Source organism: Saltatorellus ferox (genome assembly GCA_007751475.1).
In the GTDB taxonomy this organism is placed as follows: Bacteria; Planctomycetota; UBA1135; order UBA1135.
Genome location: CP036434.1, coordinates 5,280,441 through 5,301,901, shown reverse-complemented (window position 1 = coordinate 5,301,901; position 21,461 = coordinate 5,280,441). Strand labels below are relative to the sequence as shown.

Below are 21,461 nucleotides of genomic sequence, written 5' to 3'. Positions count from 1 at the left end.
ACGACCCAACGTGACCCTTCTGGTAGCCCCGGGGAATCCTCGGAAGACCCCTTGCCGGTCAGGCGCACCGGCGGCTCGCTCGCATCCAGGCGCGGCTTCCTCGATGTCCCCGAAAAGGGCGCTCACCACATCGAGCTGGTACTCGAGCCGGAGCTGCAGCCAGGGTCGGACGGACCCGCCGCTCCCCTTTCCCACGAGATCTCTCCGCGCGCCCGCGCCTTCCGGGCGCACTACGCGCCCGAGGCCACGGACGCCCAGTGGAACGACTGGAAGTGGCAGCTCCAGCACCGCGTGCGCGACCTGGCCAGTCTGGAGCGTGCCTTCGAGCTCTCCGCGAGCGAGCGCGAGGCCGTCATCCAGCTCGGCGATCGCCTCCCCGTCGGCATCACGCCCTACTACGCGTCGCTCCTTTACGACCAGCCCGCTGGCCGGGGCCTTCGCAAGACGATGCTGCCGATGCTCGACGAGCTGACGGTCACGCGCGGCGAAGAAGCCGACCCCCTCGGCGAGGACGGACACATGGCCGTCGAGGGCCTCGTGCACCGCTACCCCGACCGCGTGCTCTTCCTCGTGACGAGCTTCTGCGCCACCTACTGCCGCTACTGCACCCGCTCGCGCCTCGTGGGCAAGACGGGGGAGTACCACTTCAACAAGGCCCAGTACGAGCGCGCTCTTCAGTACATCGCCGCCCATCCGGAGATCCGCGACGTGCTCATCTCGGGCGGCGATCCGCTCACGATGAGCGACGAGCGCCTCGACTGGTTGCTCGGCAGCCTGCGCGCGATTCCCCACGTGGAGTTCGTGCGAGTGGGCTCCAAGGTGCCGAGCGTACTGCCGCAGCGCGTGACGCCGGAACTCTGCGCCATCCTGCGCAAGCACATGGCCTGGGTCAGCGTGCACTTCATGCACCCCGACGAGGTCACGCCCGAGGTCTCCGAGGCCTGCGGGCGACTCGCTGACTCCGGCGTGCCGCTCGGCGCGCAGGTCGTTCTGAACCGCGACGTCAACGACAGCGTCGAGACGATGAAGAGCCTGATGCACAGGCTCCTGCGCATCCGCGTTCGGCCGTACTACATCTACCAGTGCGACCCGATCCCAGGGTCGGCGCACTTCAGGACGCCCATCGAGAAGGGGCTCAAGATCATCGAGGCGCTGCGCGGCCACACCACGGGCTACGCCGTTCCCACGTTCGTCATCGATGCCCCTGGCGGAGGTGGCAAGATCCCCGTTTCGCCGAACTACTTCGTGGGCCGCGACGGCGACGACGTCGTGCTGCGGAACTACGAGGGGCTCGAGTATCGCTATCCCGATCCGGTCGTGACCGGCGCGGCCCCGCTGCGGCCAGCGTCATGAGCGACGAGGGAGCCAGCCACCTGCATCCTTGCGCGCGCTGCGCGAAGATGCAGCGCACGTGTTGTCAGTCGACCGAGATCTTCGTCACGCTCGGGGACGTGCGTCGCATCGGCGAGCACGCGCCCGGAGTGACGTTCCATGAATCCCGTCGCCCCCTGGATCCCGAGTACCTGGGCAGGGACGACGACGATCCGATCTGGGCGGAAGCGACCGTCCGTCCAGGGGGCCTTCGGCGCGTGCTCAAGAAGACCGAGACGGGCGACTGCGTCTTTCTCGGCGAGGCCGGCTGCCGCCTCCCCGAGGACGTTCGTCCGATCGTCTGCCGCATCTATCCCTTCTCGTTCAACGAGGACGGGATCGACGGAGAGGACCCGGAATATTGCCCGACGTCCGTGCTGGCGCCGGTGGGAACGAACATGTCGACGGTGCTCGGTATGTCGCGTGCCAGGGCCGAGTCATGGCGGAAACAGCTCTACGCCGAGCTCAGGGAAGAGCTCGCCACCCGATGAACATCGGCCTTACCTACGATCTCCGGGACGACCACCGCGCCGAGGGCCTCACCGAGTATCAGGTGGCGGAGTTCGACCGGATCGAGACCATCGATCGCCTCGACGCAGCCCTGCGCGCCCATGGACACGTCGTGGATCGCATCGGACACGCGAAGAGCCTCGTCCAGCGACTCGCGAGCGGAGATCGCTGGGACCTCGTGTTCAACATCGCCGAGGGGCGGTTCGGCTACGGCCGCGAGGCGCTCGTGCCTGCGCTGCTGGAGGCCTACGAGATCCCGGTGACGTTCTCGGACTCGCTCGTCAGCGCCGTCACGCTCCACAAGGCGACGACCAAGCGCGTGCTGCGCGACTCCGGCATCGCCACCACGGACTTCGCGCTGATCTCGGAGCTGACCGAGCTGGAGCAGGTGACCATGCCCTACCCCGTGTTCGCCAAGCCCGTGGCCGAGGGGTCCAGCAAAGGCGTCGGGCTGACCTCCCGCGCTTCGAACGCCGAGGAGCTGGCGACGATCGTGGGGGACCTGCTCGAGCGTTTCCACCAGCCGGTCCTCGTGGAGCCCTACCTGTCGGGTCGCGAGTTCACGGTCGGGATCCTCGGGACGGACCGCGAGGCGCGCGCGATAGGCGCGCTCGAGGTTTGTCTGCGCGCCAGCGCGGAGCCCGGGATCTACACGTACGCCAACAAAGAGGACTGCGAAACCCACGTGGACTACGTGCTCAAGAGCGACTCGCTTGCCCAGGAGGCTTGCCGGGTGGCGCTCGATGCCTGGCGCGCGATCGGTGCCCGGGACGGCGGGCGCGTGGACCTGCGCGCGGACGGGAAGGGGACCCTGCACGTGATCGAGGTGAACCCTCTTCCTGGCATGCACCCCGAGCACTCGGATCTGCCGATCCTGGCCACGCAGGCAGGGATCTCCTTCGTGGAACTCGTCGGTGCCGTCCTCGAGTCGGCGGCTCGACGCATCGTGCTGGAGCCAGAACGATGCACGTCCTGATCGTGTTCGACGAGCCCGCCGCAGGAGCCGGCGCGGATCAGCTCGACGTCATGGAGCAGGTCGTGACGGTCGAGGCCGGTTTGAAGAAGCTGGGCCACACGTTCTCACGCCTGGGTCTGTCCGCGGACCTTCCGGGCGTGTGCGCGGCGCTTGCCGCGTCGCCCGGGGACATCGTCTTCAATCTGGCCGAGTCCTTTGCAGGCCGGGGGCGCCTGATCCATCTCGTGCCCACGCTGCTGGAAGCGCTAGGTCGCCCCTTCACCGGTGCTTCCGCCGCTTCGATGTTCATGTCGTCGAGCAAACTGGTGGCGAAGCGCATGCTCAGCGCAGCAGGGCTCCCGACGCCGGACTGGTACGAGTCCGGCTGGGACGAGCAAGCCCCTGAGTTCACCCCGGGCCGCTTCATCGTCAAGTCCGTGTGGGAGCACGCTTCGATCGGGCTCGACGAGGATTCCGTGGTCGAAGCAGAGGATGGGCTCGACCTCGAAGTGGCCCTGAACGCTCGCCTCACCCAGCTGGGCGGGGAGGGTTTCGTGGAGCGATTCATCGACGGGCGAGAGTTCAACCTCAGCGTGATCGCGATGGAGCCCGGGAAGCCCGTCGTGCTCGCACCCGCCGAGATCCTGTTCGAAGGCTACGACGACGCGAAACCGAAAGTCGTCGGCTATCGGGCGAAATGGGACCCCGAGAGCTTCGAGTACCAGCACACCCCGCGAAGCTTCGACTTCGGTCCTGCGGACAGGAAGCTCCTCGCGCGGCTGCGCGAGCTGGCGCTCCAGGCGTGGTCCGTGATGCAGCTCTCGGGCTGGGCCCGCGTCGACTTTCGCGTGGACGAGAACGGCGAGCCCTGGATCCTGGAGGTCAACGCCAATCCCTGCCTCTCGCCGGATGCAGGCTTCGCCGCCGCGCTCCAGGAGAGCGATATGTCGCTCAGCCAGGCGATCGACTGCATTCTCCGCGATAGCGTCTCTCTTCCCGGACCCACCTGATGTTCCGTATTCGTCATATCACCGACGTCACTCTTCCCACGAACCAGGAGGAGATCGCCGAGGTCCAGGCAATCCTGCGGATGCGCTTCACGGGGCTTCCCGCCCATGAGATCGACGGGCTGCCCGACAAGATCGCGAATCCGCTCGCGCACAAGCTCTCGACGTTCCTGCTCGTCGCGGACGATCTGCGCGGCAACCTCAAGGGTTTCGCGCTCATGTCCTACGCGCCGGATCTCGACTTCTGGATCCTCGACTTCGTTGCGACGGGCCGCGCGCTGAAGGGCAGCGGCATCGGGGGTGCGCTCTACACCCACGCGCGCAAGATGGCGAGCGAGAAGCCCTCGGCGGGACTCTTCATGGAGTGCCTGCCCGACGACCCCGCGGACTGCGAGGACCCCGCGAGCGCGAGGGAGAACGCCGCGCGCCTCAAGTTCTACGAGCGCTACGGCGCTCGCCCGATCGTGGGGACCGGCTACGAGACGCCGATCTCCCCCGGCGACAAGGACCTCCCGCATCTCGTCTGGGACGATCTCGACTCGGGAGAGCCGCTGCGCCGCGATCGTTTCCGCGACATCGTCCGCGCGATCCTCGAGCGCAAGTACGAGCACCTTTGCACGCCGGAGTACATCCAGGGCGTGGTGGACAGCGTCACGGACGATCCGGTCAGAATCCGCGAGCCGCGCTACACGAAGCCAGCCCGGGCAGCGTCCGTCTCGGCCGCGAAGGCTCCCGAAGTCTCCGCGGAGGACCGCATCGTCCTGGTCGTGAACGAGAAGCACGACATCCACCACGTTCGCGAGCGTGGCTACGTCGAGTCGCCGATCCGCGTTCGTTCGATCCTGAAGGGGCTGGACGCGACGCCCGATCACTTCTGGAGGATCCCGGCGCGCGACTACCCGATGTCCCACATCCGTGCGGTCCACGACGATCGGCTCGTGAACTACCTGGAGAAGGCCTGCGCGAGCGTCGAGCCTGGCAAGTCCATCTATCCGTACGTCTTCCCCGTCCGCAACAACACGAGGCCGCCGAAGGACCTCGGCTATGCGGCGGGCTACTACTGCATCGACACCTTCACCCCGCTGAACCAGAACGCGTTCCTGGCCGCGCGCGGCGCGGTGAACTGCACGCTGACCGCGGCCGATGCGATCCTCTCCGATGCGCGACTCGCCTACTCCCTCGTGCGCCCTCCGGGCCACCACGCCGAGCGTAGCACCTTCGGCGGCTTCTGCTACTTCTGCAACGGCGCCGTGGCCGCGCACTACCTCTCGGGCTTCGGTCGCGTCGCGATGCTGGACCTCGACTACCACCACGGCAACGGCCAGCAGGACATCTTCTACTCGCGTCCGGACGTGCTCACCGTGTCGATCCACGGCCACCCGAGCTTCGCCTACCCGTTCTTCACGGGCTTCGAAGACGAGGTGGGGGAGAGCACCGGCACGGGCTTCAACCTGAACCTTCCGCTGCCCGAGGTGGTCGACGGTCCGCGCTACCTGAAGGCGGTCAAGAAGGCGCTCGCGCGAATCCAGGAGTTCGCGCCGCGTTTTCTCGTCCTGTCCATGGGCTTCGATACGGGCAAGGGCGATCCCACGGGCACGTGGACGCTCGCGCCGGCGGACTTCGAGGCGATCGGACTCGCCCTCGGCGCCACCGGCTGGCCCATCCTCGTGGTCCAGGAGGGCGGCTACCGGACGACCTCGCTCCCGGCGAACGCACGCGCGTTCTTCAGCGGCCTCCATGCGGCGGCCACGGCGAGACCCGCGGGGTCGCGATGACTCGGATGCCCCGCAGCGTCGAAACGTCGGTCCCTTCCGGATACCGAAGCGAGCCAGCACCCGCCGACATCGTCGCCGTGCGGGACGTGGTCACCTCGAGCGGCTTCTTCAGCCCGGCGGAGATCGAGGTGGCCGTCGAGCTAGTGGAGGAGCGGCTCGCGAAGGGACTCGCCAGCGGCTACCACTTTCTCTTCGCGGACGGCAAGGAGGGAGCGCGGGGCTACACGTGCTTCGGCGAGGTCCCCGCGACCGTGGGCAGCTACGACCTCTACTGGATCGCGGTCCACGAGAGCGAACGCGGAAGCGGCATCGGCCGCAGCCTGCTGGCCGCGACCGAAGCCGAGATCGACGGCCTGGGAGGCGCGCGCATCTGGGTCGAAACCTCGTCCCGCGACCTCTACGTCCCCACGCGGGCCTTCTACCTGGCGTGCGGGTACACGGAGGCGGCGAGGCTTCCGGACTTCTACGGGAAGGGAGACGCGAAGGTGGTGTTCGTCAAGGCGCTCTCGGGTCCAGAGTCAGGGTGGCATTCAGAGTCCGCCCCTGAGCCCGAGCGCCATCGCGACCGCTGATGGCGTGATCTCTGCCGTCCCCGGATCCTCCAGATCCATCACCGTTCTGGCGACCCGTCGAATGGACTGGATGGCTCGCGCGGAGAGCGCCTGGGACTCTGCGGCGCGCTGGAGCAGGTCCCGTGCCTCGCGAGCCAGCGGAGCGACCCGGTCGAGTTCTTCGGCGCCGAGCGAGGCGTTCAGGCAGCCAGCTCGACCCTTGCGCTGGATCGCTCTTCTCCGCGCGAGGCTGGCGGCGCGCCCGAGTTCCGCTCCTGCGCCGCCGGACGCCGTGGGTACAGGCGGGCCGCCCGTTCCCACCAGCACCTCGACGGGTGCGGGCTGGAGGTTGACGCGCAGGTCGATGCGATCCAGGAGCGGACCTGAGATCCTCTGCTGGTAGCGACGAACGGTTGCGGGCGCGCAGTGGCATGGGATGCGCGGGTGCCCGTGGTAGCCGCAAGGGCACGGGTTCATCGCGGCGACGAGCTGGAAGCGCGCGGGAAGCGTGGTCCTGCGCGCGGCCCGCGCGATGTGAACCTTGCCTTCCTCCAGCGGCTGACGCAGGCCCTCGAGCGTTTCTCGCCCGAACTCCGGGAGCTCGTCGAGGAAGAGCACGCCGTGGTGGGCGAGCGTGATCTCGCCGGGCGCGATCGGGCTGCCGCCGCCCACCAGTCCCGCGAAGCTCGTCGTGTGGTGCGGAGCCCGGAACGGGCGGCGGCTCGCGAGTCCGCGCGGCCAGCGGCCCGTGGCCGACAGGATCGTCGTGACGTCGATCCGCTCCTCCAGGGTCATCGGCGGCAGCAGGTCGATGAGACGCCGCGCGAGCATCGACTTGCCCGCACCCGGCGGCCCCACGAGCAGCAGCCCGTGTCCGCCCGCCGCGGCGATCTGGAGGGCGAGCTTGCCTTCCTCCTGGCCGCGCACCTCGTCGAGCGCCGACGGATCGCGCGCCTGGCGCGGGTCGAACGGGGTAGGCTCGACGCGCTTCGGACCGCCTTCCATGAGTGGATCGGTGGTCAGGATCTCGAGGACCTCCCGGATCGATCCAGCGGCGAACGCCTCGATGTCGTCGATGGCTGCCGCCTCCGCGGCGGTCTCCGGCGGCGCGACGAGCCGCTTGATCCCGAGCCGACGCGCGGCCACCGCCGCCGCGAGGCCGCCCGGGATCGCGTGGAGCCGCCCGTCGATACCCACCTCGCCGATGAACACCGTCCCCTCCACGTGCTTCGGAGAGAGGTGGCCCCCGGCCGTCGCCGCGGCGAGCACGAGCGCGAGGTCGAGCGCCTCCCCGGACTTCCTGCGCGCGGCGGGCGTGAGGTTGAGGTACAGCCTGCCCGGGCCCAGCCGCAAGTTGGTGGATCCCAGGATGCAGAGCAGCCGCCCCCGGCTCTCCCGCAGGACCGAGTCCGGCAATCCGGTCAGCTGGATCTCCGTCGCTCCATCGTCCTTGGAGGTGGTATAGCGCGCCTCGATCGTCACGATGAGGGCGCCGGTCCCTTCCACGGAGGCTCCGTGCACGCGAATGGTCTTCATGCCCGGGAGACCGCACTGGATCCGTCCCGGTTTCACCGATTCCCGGCCAGCACACGTTGTCGCGGGTCCTTTTGGCTGTCACGGCCTTTCGCTTGCTCCGAAGAGCCAAACGGGCAAACTGCAGCTCAACCACCATGACAGACACCTACTACGACCCGAAAGACCTCGCCCGCTTCCCGAAGATCGCCGAGCACGCCCCGGAACTCGGCAAGAAGTTCTTCGACTGGTACGGCGCCGTCTTCGCCGACGGCGCGCTGACCGCCCGCGAGAAGAGCCTCATCGCCCTCGGCGTGGCCCACGCCGTCCAGTGCCCCTACTGCATCGACGCCTACACCAAGGACTCGCTGGAGAAGGGCTGCGACGTCGATCAGCTGACGGAGGCCGTTCATGTGGCCGCCGCGATCAAGGGAGGCGCCGCGCTCGTGCACGGTGTTCAGATGCGCAAGGTGGCCGACGATGTGGGGATGTAAGCGGTGAATTCAGCTTCCGGTACGGACGGCGGTCCGACTCTCAAGATCCGGCCCACGCTCCAGCGGACGAGGTCACCCCTCGCCTCCCCGGCCCACCAGATCCGCGTGCTCGACGCGCTCGACCTCGTGGACGCCGACTTCCCGGTGCGGGCGGCTGGCGCGATGGGAGCGCCCCTGCGCGCGAGCGGCATCGATGTGCTCCAGCTCAACCTGGGGCGCAAATGCAACCAGACCTGCGTGCACTGCCACGTGGACGCCGGCCCGGATCGCAAGGAGGACATGTCCCGCGAGATCGCGGACCTGTGCCTCGCCGCGCTCGCGAAGACGGAGATCCCCACGGTGGATATCACGGGCGGTGCGCCGGAGATGTCTTCGCAGTTCGAGTACCTCGTGCGCGGAGCGCGTGCGCTCGGGCGTCACGTGATGGATCGCTGCAACCTGTCGATCCTCCTGACGAAGCCCTACGCGCATCTCGTCGACTTCCTGGCGGAGCACCAGGTCGAGGTCGTAGCCTCGCTGCCGCACTACCGCGGGCAGAACACGGATCGCCAGCGCGGGGACGGCGTCTTCGATGCGTCGATCGAGGCGCTGCAGCGCCTGAACGCGGCTGGCTACGGGCGCGATCCCGAGCTGCGTCTGGTGCTGGTGACGAACCCGGTCGGCTCGTTCCTGCCCGCCGGTCAGGCGTCCCTGGAGGGCGAGTGGAAGCGTGAGATGAAGCGGCTCCACGGCGTCGACTTCGACGCGCTGTACGCGATCACGAACATGCCGATCAGCCGCTATCTCGAGTGGCTGGAGGCTGGCGGAAGGACCGAGGCCTACCTCCAGAAGCTGGTCGACGCCTTCAACCCGGCGTCGGTCCCGGGGGTCATGTGCCGCGGAACGCTCTCGGTCGGCTGGGACGGACGGCTCTTCGACTGCGACTTCAACCAGATGCTGGACCTCGAGGTCGACGCCCGCGCGCCCCGGCACATCCAGGATTTCGCCCTGGAGAGCCTCGGGGATCGGGAGATCGTGGTGGGCAGGCACTGTTTCGGGTGCACGGCGGGGGCGGGGTCCAGCTGTGGAGGCGCGACCACTTAGCGCGGCCTCCCCTCGGCGGGTATCCTCTCGGGCTATGACCCTTGCCCAAAATACCGCCTCTCCCGCGATCCCTTCCGGCGCGTTCCTTCCGCGCACGATTCAGGCCCTGGCCGCTGCCGCCCTCGCCTTCGCGGCGGCGTGCAGCTCCGGCCCCGAGGAAATGGCGCCTGAGATCATTCCGAAGGCGATCAACCAGTCGATCGTGGCCTGCGGCCAGAAGCTCTTCGTCGGCGCGCCCGTCGTGCTCTGGACGGATCCGCTCGGCTACAGCGCGTACGAGACGGACCTCCACTTCGAGCGTCCGCCGGTGGGGGTCGATCGACCGGCGAGCGGCGAGCTGCGCTACCAGCCCGGGCGCACCAACCGTCAGACCGGAGAGGTGCTCGTGGAGCCCGTTCACGGGACTCTGGAAGACCTCAAGCGAGCCCTCGATCTCTTCGTCGTTCACTACGACGTCTGCGGCGTCAGCGAGACCTGCTTCAAGGTCCTGCACGACCGTCGCGGACTCTCCGTCCAGTTCATGATCGACGTGGATGGGACGATCTATCAGACCCTCGACCTTCGGGACACCGCGTGGCACGCGAGCCAGACGAACTTCCGCTCGGTGGGGGTGGAGATCGCCCAGATCGGCGCCTACCCGATCGACGAGAAGGGCGACGCGACGCTCGCGCGCTGGTACGAAGAGACGGAAGACGGTACGCGCCTCACGCTTCCCAAGCCGCCGGGGGAGCTGGGCGTCCTGACGCCAGGCTTCGAGGGTCGGCCCGCTCGCGACGAGAAGGTGCTCGGCCGAATCCAGGGCGGGGCTCTCCAGCAGTACGACTACACGCCGGAGCAGTACGACTCCCTCGTGAAGCTCGCGGCCGCGCTCTGTCACCACTTCCCCAATATCCAGCCGGACGCTCCCCGCGACGCGGAAGGTCGCGTGCTGACGGTGCGAATGGACGAGGCCGCCGAGCTGGAATTCGGCGGTATCCTCGGCCACTACCACGTGTCGACCCGGAAGATCGATCCGGGCCCGGCCTTCGACTGGAAGCGATTCCTGGCGCGAGTGCGCGCGCGCCTCACCGCGATGTGATCGCAGCGCGACGGCGGGCGTCCGCATGCTGGAGCGTCAGCGCGGACGCCGATTCTGAAGCTCCAGCTCCTCCCGCACTCTCTTCAGTTCGGCGAGGATCTCGCGCTGGGTCCGGTGCAGCTCGAGGGCCCACGTGAAGAACATGATGAGGGCCAGCCCGAGGCCGCCAAGGATGAGTGGATGAAAGGTCATGGCTTCTCGATCCGGGCCAGTACTCCGCCGACCTCCTTCAAGCGCCGCCGCGCGGCCTCCGGATCGGTCTTGAGCCATTCCATGGCAATGGCTGTCTTGACGTGGCCTTCGGCTGCCCGCAGAAGCTCCAGCGCGCGCTCCCGATCGACCTCGGCGAACTCCGCGATGAGCCGCACGCCGCGATCCACGAGCTTGGCGTTCGTGTGGGTATCCACGTCGACCATCCGCCCGCGGTGGGTCTTGCCGAGCCGCGACATCGTCACGGTCGTGAGCGTGTTCAGCGCCAGCTTCGTGACGGTGCCAGCCTTCAGGCGTGAGGATCCGGCGAGAACCTCGGGGCCGACCAGCAGCCGCGCGGAGACGTCGTAGTCGTCCGAGACCTGGCTCCTCGGCACGCAGGTCAAGAATCCCGTGGCGGCGCCGCGCTCGCGCGCGCGCTGCAGCGCCCCGTGGACGAATGGCGTCGTGCCACCGGCGGCGATGCCGACCACGAAGTCGTGCTCGCCGATTTCCAGCGCGTCCACGTCGCGCCCGCCCTGGTCCGCGTCGTCCTCGGCTCCCTCGGCCGGATGCCGCACCGCGCGCTCGCCGCCCGCGATGATCGCCTGAACCATGTCGGGCGCCACGCCGAAGGTCGGCGGGCACTCCGACGCGTCCAGCACCCCGAGCCGGCCGCTCGTACCCGCGCCGACGTAGACGAGTCGTCCGCCGCTCCCGAGCTTCTCCGTCGCGATCTCGATCATGCGCGCAAGGTCCTCGCGCGCGCCCTCCAGCGCCTGGAGCACGGCGGCGTCCTCGCGCCGGAAGAGATCGACGGCTTCCAGCGCGCTCATGGACTCGAGCGCGTCCGCGCGCGGGTTGGCGCTCTCGGTGACGAGGTGCCCGCGGTCCTCGGATGGCTGGCGATTCACGATGCACCCCCTTCGCTCGACCTGCCGGTCTTCGGCCTGCCGACGCGCTCGCCTGGCTCCCACATCATGCCCGCGCCGAGGCTCATGCCTCCGTCGATCGTGATCGTCGCGCCCGTCACGTATTGCCCTGCGTCGGAAGCGAGCCACAGCGCCTGCGCCGCGACCTCTTCGCGCGTGGCGAAGCGCTTGAGCGGCACCGACGCGCGGATTCGCTCCTGCACCGCCTCGTTCGGCCAGAGGTTCTTGTTGGCGCCGCCCGACTCGAAGGGGCCCGGCGCGATCGCGTTCACGCGAATGCCGTAGCGCGCCCACTCCGCCGCGAGCGTCTTGCCCATGGCGTGCACGCCCGCCTTGGCGCTCGCCGAGTGCACGACCCCGGGCATGCCCGTCCACGCGTAGGTCGCGATGATGTTGATGATCGAGCCGCCGCGGCCGTCCGCCATCATGTGCTTGCCGAATTCCTTGGAGCAATAGAACGTGCCGTCGAGCACGATCCCGAGGACGGCGCGCCATGCGTTCGAGCTCATGCGCTCGGCCGGGCAGACGAAGTTGCCGGCCGCGTTGTTGACGAGGACGTCGACGGGCCCGTGCTCCTCCAGGATCGAGTCGGCGAGGCGTCGGACCGAGTCCGGCTCGCGCACGTCGACCTGGGCTCCGCTCGCCTGCCAGCCCCGTGCCTGCGCTTCCTCCAGAAACGCCGCCTGGTTGGCCTCGGTTCGCGACGGGATGATGACGTGGGCTCCCAGGGCCGCGAAGCCGCGGGACATCTCGAGGCCGAGGCCCGTGCCGCCACCCGTGACGACGACGCGCTTGCCCGCGAAGGTCCCCGCGGGCAGGAAGTGGCCAGCCGTCTCGCTGGCAGAGGGGTGCTCCGGGCCGCCGGAATCGGTGCCGTCCGTGTCCGCTGGTACGTTCATGGGGAGAGGTTAGCGCACGGGGGGACCCGGATCGGCTATCGTCTTCCGCCAATGCGCGCTCCAGAGGCGCGACCTTCGGGACCTGGCCAGGAACGCTTCCATGGCCAGCGGGACCGCCCACGACCTCGCGAACCATCATGCAAACGCTTTCCAGCTATCTCAGTGGCCAGTGGCAGGCCGGACAGGGAGAGGGCACGGCCCTCGAGAACGCCGTCAACGGAGAGATCGTCGCCCGGTGCAGCACCGAGGGTCTCGATCTCGGCGCGGCGGTCCGCCACGCGCGTGAGGTGGGGGGGCCAGCCCTCCGGAAGATGACGTTCACGGAGCGCGCGACGATGCTCAAGGGCCTCTCGGCGGCCATTCACGAGATCCGGGAGGAGCTGATCGAGATGGGGTCGCGCAACGGTGGCAACACCCGCGGCGACGCCAAGTTCGACATCGACGGCGCGACCGGCACGCTGGCCGCCTACGCCTCGTTCGGGAAGCGCCTCGGCGACCGGCCATTCCTGGCGGACGGCGACGGCCAGCAGCTCGGACGCACCGCCCGCTTCTGGGGCCAGCACATTCGCGTCCCGCGCCGCGGCGTCGCGGTGCACATCAACGCGTTCAATTTCCCCGCCTGGGGCATGATGGAGAAGGCCGCGTGCGCGCTCCTCGCGGGCGTGCCCGTGATCGAGAAGCCCGGCGGCGCGACGGCGCTCATCGCGTGGCGCGTGGCGCAGGTGGTGGTCGAGTCGGGGCTCGTCCCCGAGGGTGCGTTCCAGTTCCTCTGCGGCAGCGCCGGCGATCTCCTGAGCCACCTGAACGGACAGGACTGCGTGGCCTTCACCGGATCCGCCGCCACGGGCGCGAAGATCCGCGGTGACGCGAACCTCGTGCGCCACAACGTGCGCGTGAACATCGAGGCGGACTCGATCAACGCGGCCGTGCTCGCGCCGGACGTGGCGACGGACGCCGAGGCCTACGGACTGTTCATCGGCAACGTCGGCCTCGACATGTGTCAGAAGGCGGGCCAGAAGTGCACGGCGGTGCGCCGGATCTTCGTGCCCGCGGACCGCGTCGAAGAGGTCAAGACGGACCTGATCGCCGAGCTGGGTCGCTACCCGCTCGGGGAGCCAACGGAGAAGACGACGCGCCTCGGTCCCGTGGCTCACTCGGGTCAGCACGCCGACGTCGTCGCAGGCATCCAGCGCCTCTCCGAGATCGCCGACGTCGTGCACGGTGGAGCCGAGTCACCGCGCGACGGTGCGTTCGTGAGCGCGACGCTGCTCGTCGCCCGTGATGCGGATGCGAACATCCTGCACGAGCTGGAGGTTTTCGGCCCGGTCGCGACGATCGTGCCCTACGACGGAACGGCGACCCGCGCGATCGAGCTCGTGAACCGCGGCGACGGCGGTCTCGTCGTCAGCGTGTACTCGAACGACGCGAACTGGTCCGAGGAGTTCGTCCTTGGCGTCGCGCCCTTCCACGGGCGCATCTGGGTCGGGTCCGACCGGATGGCCGAGCAGGCGCTGCCGCCGGGTATGGTGCTGCCGAACCTCGTCCACGGCGGTCCCGGCCGCGCGGGCGGCGGAGAGGAACTCGGCGCGCTGCGCGGCCTCGATTTCTACACCCAGCGGACGGCGATCCAGGGCTTCAAGAGCTTCGTCGACGGCACGTTCGGGCCGGAGACCGAAGGCGAGTAGCAGCCGAGCCGCACGTCGCTTCGAAATCACACGAAGGCCTCACTGGATAGGACGTGATCGATGATCGCGTCCCTTTCCATGGGCTTGTGGAAGAGGTAGCCCTGGAGCGTGGCGCAGCCGGCCTGGCGCAGGTGTTCGTGCTGCTCCTTCGTCTCGATTCCCACGGCCACGGTCTCCATCTGCATGACGCGTGCGAGGTGCAGCATCCCGTGCGCCAGCATCTGGACGTTCTCGTCCGACATCATTTCGGCCACGATACTGCGGTCGAGTTTCAGCGTCGCGACGCGCAGTCGGCGAAGGTCGGAGAGCGTCGTGCGGTTGCGCCCGAAGCCGTCCAGCGCGACGGAGACACCGAGGGAGGTGAGGTCGGAGATGACCCGGCTGCCGGCCTCCAGGTTCGCGAGCATCTCGTCCTCACGTAGCTCGATCTCCAGCAGGCCGGGGTCGACCCTGGCCGCCGCGAGCGCGGCCTCGACGGCCTCCACGAAACCGGGGCGGAGCGCGGTCCGCGCGCCGAGGTTCATCGAGATCGGAAGGCCCGGGAGCCAGCGGGCGTCGAACTCATCCAGCGTATGGATGACGCGGCCGAGGACCCAGCGATCGAGCGCCTCGCCCAGGCCATTGGCCTCGGCCCGCGCGATGAGTTCGCCCGTCGGGATCGCGCCGTAGCTGGGGCATTCGAAGCGCAGGAGAGCCTCGACGCTCACGATCGCTTCGGACTGGGCGTCGACCTTCGGCTGGTAAAGGAGGCGGAGTCCCCCGGTGTCGCTGGACGCGCCGTCCGGGCGAGGCTGCAGAGCGGCCTTGAGGTTTCTGTCGATGGCATGGGAGCGGGCGTCCGCGCGCTCGTCGGCCGGACCGCGTCGCTTGAACCCGATTCCCTGGTCACAGGCCTGGAGAGCCGCCGCCGCGGCCAGTTCGACCGCGCGCGCCAGCTCCACGCCCTCGGGCCCGATCTCCGCGTGCCCGATGCCGACCCCCACATCATGGGGGAGCACGCCCCGGGTGACGGCGCACTCGACGACCCTCGCTGCGAGAGAAGCCCAACGATTGGGTGCCTCTGCCACGACCACGACCTGTGTGTCGTCGATCTTTCCGAGCAGGATCGGCTCGTCGTCCTGGTCCGACAGGTGGTCCCAGATATGGGCGACCACGCCGGGGCCCAGGACGCCGCCAGCGGGCGAGCGATCCTTGATCTCAATGCAGAAGACGCCCTGTGGGGGCCTGCTCTGGGCTTCGGCGGAGGTGGTCCAGTACTGGATCCAGTCCTGGAGCGGGAGGAGGCGGGTCGTGTCTTGGCTCACGGCGGACAACCTGGCGTGGGGAGTGGCGAACGAGCGAAATGGCGCGAGCCGACGCGATCCGGAGAGGCCGCGTCGCCACCAGGGTTCTTCGGGTGTGCGTGGATCGCCGCCTGAGGGATTCGGTCCGGAGAGTGGGGTTTGCCCCACATGGTCCACGGCGGCGGTTGATGTGAAGGGATTGAGAATGAGTCGCAAAGTCTATGAGATTGAGTCTCATTATCCTTGCGGGGCAGGGCCTTGGACGATGAACTCTGCGCGCCCAGGCCGATTTCGGGCCTGCCTTGCCTTTCCCCAGCCGGACCGACTTCCCCTCCTGTATGTCTCTGCTCTTGATCCTGACCCTTCCTGTCGCCCTCGCTTCCATGCCCCAGGAGGGGTCGACGGCGTCCCCCGGTGGCGACGTGGACGACCGCCTCGACTTCCTGGAACAACGCATCCGCGGGCTGGAGGAGGACCGCTCGCGGCTCGAGACCGAGCTGGAGGCCGCGATGGACGCCCTCGCCGTGGGGGAGGTCGTCGGCAGCGTCGCGACCGAGGTCGCGGGCGACGATCGCACCCGGGCGATCTGGGAGCGCCTGGCCCAAAGGACGCTCGCGCCCCGCGCCGCGGCGGTCTACTCCCGCGACGGGATCTCGATCGGAGGCTACGGCGAGTTTCTCGGCGAGGTCATCGACGAGAGCGACAGGGACAGCTTCGATGCGCTCCGGTGGGTGATGTACCTCGGCAGCCGCTTCAGCGATCGCTGGATCTTCAACTCCGAGATCGAGATCGAGCACGGATCGACGGACGCGAGCTCGGCGACGACCGACAGCCGTGGCTCCGTGTCGATCGAGTTCGCCTACCTGGATCACCTCCTGACGGACGACGTGGCGCTGCGGGGCGGTGTCTTGCTCGTGCCCCTCGGCTTCATCAACGAGCGGCATGAGCCGACCACGTTCTTGCCCTCGGCGCGGCCGGAGACGGAGACGCGGATCATCCCTTCGACCTGGCGCGCCACCGGGGTCGGTGGCTACGGACAGGTCGGACCGTTCGCCTGGACCGCCTACGCGCTCAACGGTCTCAACGGCGAGGAGTTCGACGAGAACGGCCTGCGCGGCGGGCGGCAGAAGGGCAACCGAGCCTCCATCGAGAGCATCGCTCTCGCGGCGCGCCTCGACTACGTCGATGTCCCGGGGCTGGTCCTGGGCCTTTCCGCCTACACCGGCGACGCGGGCGTGAACACGCCGGAGTCGCTGAACACGACGATCGTGGACCTCCACGGGGAGTGGAACGAAGGGCCCTGGTTCCTCCGCGGACTGTTCGCCATGAGCGACGTCACCGGGACCGGAGCGTTCAACGCGCGAACCGGCGAGTCGCTCGCCGAGGAGATGCAGGGCTGGTATGTCGAAGCGGGCTTCGACCTGCTGTCCCTCGGAACCGCGCCCGGGGAGGAGACCCTCGATCTCTTCGTGCGCTACGAGGACATCGATACCCAGAAAACGCTCGCGCCGGGCACCGCGCCGGGCGGCGGGATCGTCACCAGCCTCACGACCGTGGGTCTCAACTACCGCCCCCTGAACCAGGTGGTTCTAAAGGCCGACTACACCTTCATCGATGAGTCGAACGATGTGGCTCGATTCCTGATTGGCTATGCATTCTAAGACATTCTCTCGAAAGGCCTGCGCGGCTGTGTTCGTCCTCGGGTGGCTCCTCTCGTTCGCGGCCATGGGCGACGACAAGAAGCCCTCCGCGATCGACGAAGCCCTGGAAGGGGCCTTCCCAGGGGCCGAGATCGAGCGCGTCACGTGCGTGCTCACGCCGAAGCAGCGCGAACGAGTCGGCAAGCTCGGCGGCCAGTCGGACTACCCGCGCAAGACCACGTTCGCTTACGTGGCGAAGAAGGACGGAGTCGTTCTCGGAACCGCGTTCTTCGACAGCCACAAGGTCCGGACGAAGCGCGAGACGCTCATGCTGGTGGTGGCGCCCGACGGGAGCCTCCAGAGCAGCGTGACGATCGCGTTCCAGGAGCCGCCCGAGTACGTGGCGCAGGACTCGTTCTACGCTTCGCTGAAAGGGCGGCGCCAGGGGAAGGAGCTCCAGCTCGGACGTGGGCTCGACGGGACGACCGGGGCGACGCTGACCTGTCGCGCGGTGGCCGAGGCCGCGCGCCGCGTGCTGGGGCTGCACGAGGTGCTGGGGGAGAAGGTCGGTCGGAAACCCGAAAAGCCCGAGAACCCTCCGGAGGAGGCGGGCCGTTGAAGCCAGGCGTCCGGCGCTTCCTCCACCTCGCGACGCTGGCGATCGGAGGCACGGGCCTCCTCTGGGCCTGGCAGCGTCACCTCTGGGACGCAGGCCCGGAGCCGCTCGACCCTGAACTCCTCTTGGAATGGACCGGCGTCCATCCCTGGGAGCCGATCACGCGGACGCTCCATCTCCTGGCCGCGCCCGCGTCGATCTTCGCCGTGGGGATCATCTGGCAGGCCCACGTCGCGCCGCGCCTCTGGAAGCCCTGGGCACGCCGGCGCACCGGGCTGACGCTGGCGCTGCTCTTCGCTCCGATGGTGTTCTCGGGCGTGCTGCTGCAGACCGCGACGTCACCCGACCTCCGGACCCTGTGGCTATGGGTGCATCTGGTGACCGGCTTCGTCTGGTTCTTCGGCTACGGCGTCCACATCGCCCTGCGCAGACCATCACCTGCAAGACCGTAGGAGCTGCCCGGTGGATCGGCCTCGGCATGCTCTACGGCCGGCCCATGCCCCCGAGTCCTGGTATCGATGCCCGAGGGACGCGTAGAGGTGGCCGATTGTCAGGAATCTCTGTCACGATCGCCGGATGGCATGACACTGGGTCCACCGATGAGCCCTTCCAGAGAACCAGATCACCTCGAGGCCTGGATCGAGCAAGAGTACGCATGGGTGAAGAGCCTGGCGCGCGCACTGGTGCGAGATGACGCTTCGGCCGCGGATCTGACCCAAGACGCCATCTCGATGGCTCTGGTTCAGCGGCCCGCGCTGGGTGGAGCGAAGCTGCGCGCCTGGTTCCGAACGGTGGTTCGCCGGCGAGCTTCACGTGTGCTGCTGGAGCAACGCAGCGACCGGGCCAAGCGGGCGCGCGTCGCGCAGCGGGACGTTCGAGAACCCGTGGCCGAGGCGGACGCCGCGGAAGAACGACTCGCCATGCACGGCCGCCTGAACGAGGCGATCCGCAGGCTGGAGCACGACGATCGTGCGCTCATCATCGGGCGCTTCCTGGAGGGGCGTTCAGCCGTCGAGATCGCGCGCCAGCAGGGACTGGACCCGGCGACCGTCCGTCAGCGCTTGCGCCGCGCGCTCCAGCGGCTACGCAGCGATCTTCAGGCCGAAGACGAGAGCTGGAACGACTGGCTGCCTGCGCTTGCGGGGCTGCACTCATGGGGGGCGCCTTCGCGTCCAGTAGCCGCGGCTGCTCACATCCCCGTAGTCCTGCCGGTGTTTCTCATCATGCTGAAGTCCATCCTGGTGGCCGTTCTCGTCGGAGCGGTCGGGGCATCGCTCTGGGCCTGGCGGTTGAGCGAACTGCCCTCTCTTCCGCCCGTCGCGCCCCACGCGGAGGTGATGGCCGAGGTCGCGCTCTCCTCGGTGACAGGCGAGGGATGGAGGCGCGAGGAGCGCGTTGCCCCGCTCGAAGTCGTGGAGCCTGCATCAGGAGCCGACACGGATGCTCGCCTGGCGTTGTTCCAGCTGTCCGATCCATCGGGTGCTCCGGTCGCCGGTGGCCATGGGCTATGGGTCGACCAGCACGGCCAGTCTTCCCCACTCGATTTCGATGGGCTTGGCCGTGCGGAGAGACCTGACGTGGGCCCAGGATTCGTCATCGCGCGAGCGGACGGCTTCCTTGGCACGGAGGTCCTCGTTCCTGTTCGGCCGGCAGGCGCAGATCGCGGCCCGACGACCATCGTCCTTCGTCCTGCCCCTGCGGTCCGTCTGCGATTCTTCGAGGACGGCGTGCCATTGTCGACGCCGCTCCCGTTGAAGATCGAGATGCCGATGTCGCCCCCGGGAATGCTTGCCTTCATGGAATCGGCTCGTCACGCATTCCGTGCCTCGACTCTTGCGCCAGGCGAGCGCGTCGTCACCCTGGACGCAGCCGAGGGGCTGGAAGTCGCCGCCATCTTCCCGGAGCAGCACATCCGGGTGGAGCTACCCGATCACTTTCGTGCACGTTCGGTCACCGGACCCGCAGAGGTGATCGAAGCCGGCTTTACGGTGGCGGTGGCAGCGGAGGAGCGTCTCGCGCGCCTTGGGCCGATCTGCGTTGTGGACCTGGAGCGGCTACCCACGCGGCCAGTTCGGATCATGTGGGACGACACAGGTGAGCTCGTTCGAGGTGAAGTTCAAGTCGTTCGCTTCCCCAGAGGATTCGCTGGCGCACTGGGTCGCAGGCTCGTTCGCAATGCCGATGGTCTTTTCGAGCTCCGACAGCCAACGAGCGATCGATATGGCGACCTCATGCCAGACTGGCGAGAGAACCAGGGGAATTCGCTCACGCTCATCATCCGGCCGGAGGGTGCGCCCGAAGCGGACTGGCCCATCAGCCACGAGGTGGACCTTCCTGAACCTGACGAATCGAACGACACCCTCGAAATCCGCTTGACGAGGCCGCGACCTCTCCCGCTGCGATTGATGGAGCGTGTGGGCGCCGAGCTACGCCCGGTTCCCGGCGCGTTGATGCAGAACAAGCTCGGCTACGTGCAAACAGATGAGGAAGGCCGCGTCACGCTCAGCGCGATTCAGGAGGATGCCATCGTGACGTACTGGCATGGGGGCGCCGAGTGGACACCACTCGCGAGTCATCCCTTCGGTGGGGAGGAGCTTCCTGAGCTGGAGATCGTGGTGGAAGCACGCCCGCGCCTTCGCGTGGTCGTTCAGCACCCTCTCCTCCAAGGGGAGGCGTGCGTGCGAGTCGCGAGTGCGTCCGAGCCGCTCTTCCACTGGTCGGAGGCCGTCACGGAGCGATTCGGAGAAAGGGGTCTGGACTACTGGATTCCCTTGGGCTGGCAGCTACTCCATCGAGTGGTTCCGACGTACGTGAAGAGCGGCCCCATGGGAGGACTCGTCCTGAAGACCGAGGACGGCGCCCTCGAGGTTGCAGGCCTGCGTTCCGACGTGCCGATCCGCGTGGAATGGCTGGACGAGACCTGGAGGGTGCTGGATTCCCGGGTCGTCACCTTGACCGACAACGTCGACCTGCGCTTCGGGGGCGAAACATCGAGCGCTGGCAAGCTGACCATCGGACTCATCGACGAGGCTGGTGAGCCCGTGGAGGCCGGTTTCGTGAGCCTCTCCAGCGGCTCCGTCACGGTCCGGCGACCCGTCTTTCGTGGAGTTGCTGTCGTAGCGCCACTGGGCCCGGGCGATTTCACCTGTAAAGCCTGGCGACTGGGCCAGACCGAAGACGACGCCGTGACCGGTCATGTGACCTTGCCCGACTTCGCGGAGGGAGGTGACGGCCAGGTGACGCTCGTTCTTCGTCCATAGGCCTTCGTCAAGAACGAGCGCGGCCGCGGCCCCCGTTCTGAGGACCACGGCCGCGCAGGATCGCCCAGGAGTCTACGCCACAGAATGCGACTCCTCGAGCACCGCCAGGATCCGCGCTCGCGGCGTTGCGCCAAACCCCAATGGCATCAAACGAGGACGTTCTGGACCTTGAAGATCGTGCCGATTTGCTCGCGGCCGAGCGCCTTGAAGGTCAGGACCTCGCCGAGTCGGTGGATCAAATCCGCTCGGAAGAAGCTCCTCACGGCTTCCTCTCCGCGCAGGTTGCTCGTCATGAGGACGAGGGCCTGCGTGAAGTCCATGGTGCAGCCCTGGCCATCGGTCAGGCGGCCATCATCGAGGACCTGGAGCAGGATGTTCAAAACATCGGGGTGAGCCTCCTCGATCTTGTCCATGGGGATGATGCTGTGCGGCTTGCGGCGCACCGCTTCCCTGAGCGCACCGCTCCCGTCGTAGCCGATGTAGCCGGGAGGCGCGCCTCCGCACCGGGCTAACACTGGCGCTCCTCTTCGGTCCGAGGGGGCTCTCCGGCGTGCTGCTGCATACCGCGACATCGCCCGACCTCCGGACCCTCTGGCTCTTGGTGCACCTGGTGACCGGCTT

20 protein-coding genes are annotated in these 21,461 nt (G+C 68.2%); 14 read left to right on the top strand and 6 right to left on the bottom strand.

Going from position 1 to position 21,461, the window contains the following annotated elements; translation table 11 throughout:
- Nucleotides 1-51: 51 nt before the first annotated feature.
- The 6 genes from Poly30_RS18950 to Poly30_RS18925 are packed head-to-tail and all read left to right on the top strand — an operon-like array spanning nucleotide 52 to nucleotide 6,190.
- Entirely contained in the window at nucleotides 52-1,353 is a 1,302-nt protein-coding gene (locus Poly30_RS18950; RefSeq protein WP_419190381.1) for a KamA family radical SAM protein, read from the top strand.
- On the top strand, nucleotides 1,350-1,862 hold the full coding sequence (locus Poly30_RS18945; protein ID WP_145200815.1) for a YkgJ family cysteine cluster protein: 513 nt from the start codon (nucleotides 1,350-1,352) through the stop codon (nucleotides 1,860-1,862). Before Poly30_RS18950 ends, Poly30_RS18945 begins: the two co-directional genes overlap by 4 nt.
- Nucleotides 1,859-2,857: a D-alanine--D-alanine ligase family protein gene (locus Poly30_RS18940; RefSeq protein ID WP_145200812.1), complete on the top strand. Its 999-nt coding sequence runs from the start codon at nucleotides 1,859-1,861 to the stop codon at nucleotides 2,855-2,857. The genes Poly30_RS18945 and Poly30_RS18940 overlap by 4 nt, the downstream gene beginning before the upstream one ends.
- Nucleotides 2,845-3,846: a D-alanine--D-alanine ligase family protein gene (locus Poly30_RS18935; protein ID WP_145200809.1), complete on the top strand. Its 1,002-nt coding sequence runs from the start codon at nucleotides 2,845-2,847 to the stop codon at nucleotides 3,844-3,846. Before Poly30_RS18940 ends, Poly30_RS18935 begins: the two co-directional genes overlap by 13 nt.
- The gene (locus Poly30_RS18930) at nucleotides 3,846-5,618 is read left to right on the top strand and encodes a histone deacetylase family protein (RefSeq protein ID WP_145200806.1); all 1,773 of its coding nucleotides are present in this window, start codon (nucleotides 3,846-3,848) and stop codon (nucleotides 5,616-5,618) included. The genes Poly30_RS18935 and Poly30_RS18930 overlap by 1 nt, the downstream gene beginning before the upstream one ends.
- Nucleotides 5,619-5,623: 5 nt before the next feature.
- Complete coding sequence (locus Poly30_RS18925; RefSeq protein WP_145200802.1) at nucleotides 5,624-6,190, top strand: GNAT family N-acetyltransferase; 567 nt, start codon at nucleotides 5,624-5,626, stop codon at nucleotides 6,188-6,190.
- On the opposite strand, the gene Poly30_RS18920 is transcribed toward Poly30_RS18925, so the two are convergent.
- A complete protein-coding gene (locus Poly30_RS18920; RefSeq protein WP_145200799.1) occupies nucleotides 6,149-7,705 on the bottom strand; it encodes a YifB family Mg chelatase-like AAA ATPase in 1,557 nt (518 codons plus the stop codon). The two genes, Poly30_RS18925 and Poly30_RS18920, sit on opposite strands and share 42 nt — an antisense overlap.
- Nucleotides 7,706-7,839: 134 nt before the next feature.
- Between Poly30_RS18920 and Poly30_RS18915 the strand changes: the two genes are divergently transcribed.
- The 3 genes from Poly30_RS18915 to Poly30_RS18905 are packed head-to-tail and all read left to right on the top strand — an operon-like array spanning nucleotide 7,840 to nucleotide 10,336.
- Complete coding sequence (locus Poly30_RS18915) at nucleotides 7,840-8,175, top strand: arsenosugar biosynthesis-associated peroxidase-like protein (RefSeq protein WP_145200795.1); 336 nt, start codon at nucleotides 7,840-7,842, stop codon at nucleotides 8,173-8,175.
- Nucleotides 8,176-8,178: 3 nt separating this feature from the next.
- Nucleotides 8,179-9,258: an arsenosugar biosynthesis radical SAM (seleno)protein ArsS gene (gene arsS / locus Poly30_RS18910; RefSeq protein ID WP_419190380.1), complete on the top strand. Its 1,080-nt coding sequence runs from the start codon at nucleotides 8,179-8,181 to the stop codon at nucleotides 9,256-9,258.
- A gap of 34 nt (nucleotides 9,259-9,292) precedes the next feature.
- Entirely contained in the window at nucleotides 9,293-10,336 is a 1,044-nt protein-coding gene (locus Poly30_RS18905; RefSeq protein ID WP_145200792.1) for an N-acetylmuramoyl-L-alanine amidase, read from the top strand.
- 36 nt (nucleotides 10,337-10,372) lie between these two features.
- On the opposite strand, the gene Poly30_RS28700 is transcribed toward Poly30_RS18905, so the two are convergent.
- The 3 genes from Poly30_RS28700 to Poly30_RS18895 are packed head-to-tail and all read right to left on the bottom strand — an operon-like array spanning nucleotide 10,373 to nucleotide 12,356.
- Nucleotides 10,373-10,528 (bottom strand): hypothetical protein, encoded by a 156-nt coding sequence (locus Poly30_RS28700; RefSeq protein WP_419190379.1) that lies wholly within the window; start codon nucleotides 10,526-10,528, stop codon nucleotides 10,373-10,375.
- Nucleotides 10,525-11,439, bottom strand: a complete 915-nt coding sequence (murQ, locus tag Poly30_RS18900) for an N-acetylmuramic acid 6-phosphate etherase (protein ID WP_145200789.1) — start codon at nucleotides 11,437-11,439, stop codon at nucleotides 10,525-10,527. The genes Poly30_RS28700 and murQ overlap by 4 nt, the downstream gene beginning before the upstream one ends.
- Nucleotides 11,436-12,356, bottom strand: coding sequence for an SDR family oxidoreductase (locus Poly30_RS18895; RefSeq protein WP_145200786.1), 921 nt, complete (start codon nucleotides 12,354-12,356; stop codon nucleotides 11,436-11,438). The genes murQ and Poly30_RS18895 overlap by 4 nt, the downstream gene beginning before the upstream one ends.
- A 137-nt stretch (nucleotides 12,357-12,493) precedes the next feature.
- Between Poly30_RS18895 and Poly30_RS18890 the strand changes: the two genes are divergently transcribed.
- A complete protein-coding gene (locus Poly30_RS18890) occupies nucleotides 12,494-14,041 on the top strand; it encodes a 3,4-dehydroadipyl-CoA semialdehyde dehydrogenase (protein WP_145200783.1) in 1,548 nt (515 codons plus the stop codon).
- Nucleotides 14,042-14,067: 26 nt separating this feature from the next.
- Here the strand turns inward: Poly30_RS18890 and Poly30_RS18885 are convergent, their stop codons facing one another.
- Nucleotides 14,068-15,345: an EAL domain-containing protein gene (locus tag Poly30_RS18885; RefSeq protein WP_145200780.1), complete on the bottom strand. Its 1,278-nt coding sequence runs from the start codon at nucleotides 15,343-15,345 to the stop codon at nucleotides 14,068-14,070.
- Between the two features lie 317 nt (nucleotides 15,346-15,662).
- Here Poly30_RS18885 and Poly30_RS18880 point away from each other — a divergent pair, with 317 nt between their 5' ends.
- The 4 genes from Poly30_RS18880 to Poly30_RS18865 all read left to right on the top strand — a co-directional run bounded on the left by Poly30_RS18880 (nucleotide 15,663) and on the right by Poly30_RS18865 (nucleotide 20,840).
- Nucleotides 15,663-16,985, top strand: a complete 1,323-nt coding sequence (locus Poly30_RS18880; protein ID WP_145200777.1) for a porin family protein — start codon at nucleotides 15,663-15,665, stop codon at nucleotides 16,983-16,985.
- Nucleotides 16,975-17,583, top strand: a complete 609-nt coding sequence (locus tag Poly30_RS18875; protein ID WP_145200774.1) for an FMN-binding protein — start codon at nucleotides 16,975-16,977, stop codon at nucleotides 17,581-17,583. The genes Poly30_RS18880 and Poly30_RS18875 overlap by 11 nt, the downstream gene beginning before the upstream one ends.
- A complete protein-coding gene (locus Poly30_RS18870; protein ID WP_145200771.1) occupies nucleotides 17,580-18,032 on the top strand; it encodes a hypothetical protein in 453 nt (150 codons plus the stop codon). Before Poly30_RS18875 ends, Poly30_RS18870 begins: the two co-directional genes overlap by 4 nt.
- Before the next feature lie 147 nt (nucleotides 18,033-18,179).
- The gene (locus Poly30_RS18865; RefSeq protein ID WP_419190378.1) at nucleotides 18,180-20,840 is read left to right on the top strand and encodes a sigma-70 family RNA polymerase sigma factor; all 2,661 of its coding nucleotides are present in this window, start codon (nucleotides 18,180-18,182) and stop codon (nucleotides 20,838-20,840) included.
- 146 nt (nucleotides 20,841-20,986) lie between these two features.
- Here the strand turns inward: Poly30_RS18865 and Poly30_RS18860 are convergent, their stop codons facing one another.
- Nucleotides 20,987-21,412, bottom strand: coding sequence for an AAA family ATPase (locus tag Poly30_RS18860; RefSeq protein WP_419190377.1), 426 nt, complete (start codon nucleotides 21,410-21,412; stop codon nucleotides 20,987-20,989).
- Nucleotides 21,413-21,461: the final 49 nt, after the last annotated feature.

What these genes read in the sequence shown, in the direction of transcription:
- Poly30_RS18890 (WP_145200783.1), top strand. Translation starts at nt 12,494, where the DNA reads ATGCAAACGCTTTCCAGCTATCTCAGTGGCCAGTGGCAGGCCGGACAG.
- Poly30_RS28700 (WP_419190379.1), bottom strand. Translation starts at nt 10,528, where the DNA reads ATGACCTTTCATCCACTCATCCTTGGCGGCCTCGGGCTGGCCCTCATC.
- Poly30_RS18920 (WP_145200799.1), bottom strand. Translation starts at nt 7,705, where the DNA reads ATGAAGACCATTCGCGTGCACGGAGCCTCCGTGGAAGGGACCGGCGCC.
- Poly30_RS18945 (WP_145200815.1), top strand. Translation starts at nt 1,350, where the DNA reads ATGAGCGACGAGGGAGCCAGCCACCTGCATCCTTGCGCGCGCTGCGCG.
- Poly30_RS18925 (WP_145200802.1), top strand. Translation starts at nt 5,624, where the DNA reads ATGCCCCGCAGCGTCGAAACGTCGGTCCCTTCCGGATACCGAAGCGAG.
- Poly30_RS18895 (WP_145200786.1), bottom strand. Translation starts at nt 12,356, where the DNA reads ATGAACGTACCAGCGGACACGGACGGCACCGATTCCGGCGGCCCGGAG.
- Poly30_RS18880 (WP_145200777.1), top strand. Translation starts at nt 15,663, where the DNA reads ATGTCTCTGCTCTTGATCCTGACCCTTCCTGTCGCCCTCGCTTCCATG.
- Poly30_RS18915 (WP_145200795.1), top strand. Translation starts at nt 7,840, where the DNA reads ATGACAGACACCTACTACGACCCGAAAGACCTCGCCCGCTTCCCGAAG.
- Poly30_RS18875 (WP_145200774.1), top strand. Translation starts at nt 16,975, where the DNA reads ATGCATTCTAAGACATTCTCTCGAAAGGCCTGCGCGGCTGTGTTCGTC.
- Poly30_RS18860 (WP_419190377.1), bottom strand. Translation starts at nt 21,412, where the DNA reads ATGTCGCGGTATGCAGCAGCACGCCGGAGAGCCCCCTCGGACCGAAGA.
- Poly30_RS18930 (WP_145200806.1), top strand. Translation starts at nt 3,846, where the DNA reads ATGTTCCGTATTCGTCATATCACCGACGTCACTCTTCCCACGAACCAG.
- Poly30_RS18940 (WP_145200812.1), top strand. Translation starts at nt 1,859, where the DNA reads ATGAACATCGGCCTTACCTACGATCTCCGGGACGACCACCGCGCCGAG.
- Poly30_RS18865 (WP_419190378.1), top strand. Translation starts at nt 18,180, where the DNA reads ATGAGCCCTTCCAGAGAACCAGATCACCTCGAGGCCTGGATCGAGCAA.
- Poly30_RS18905 (WP_145200792.1), top strand. Translation starts at nt 9,293, where the DNA reads ATGACCCTTGCCCAAAATACCGCCTCTCCCGCGATCCCTTCCGGCGCG.
- Poly30_RS18935 (WP_145200809.1), top strand. Translation starts at nt 2,845, where the DNA reads ATGCACGTCCTGATCGTGTTCGACGAGCCCGCCGCAGGAGCCGGCGCG.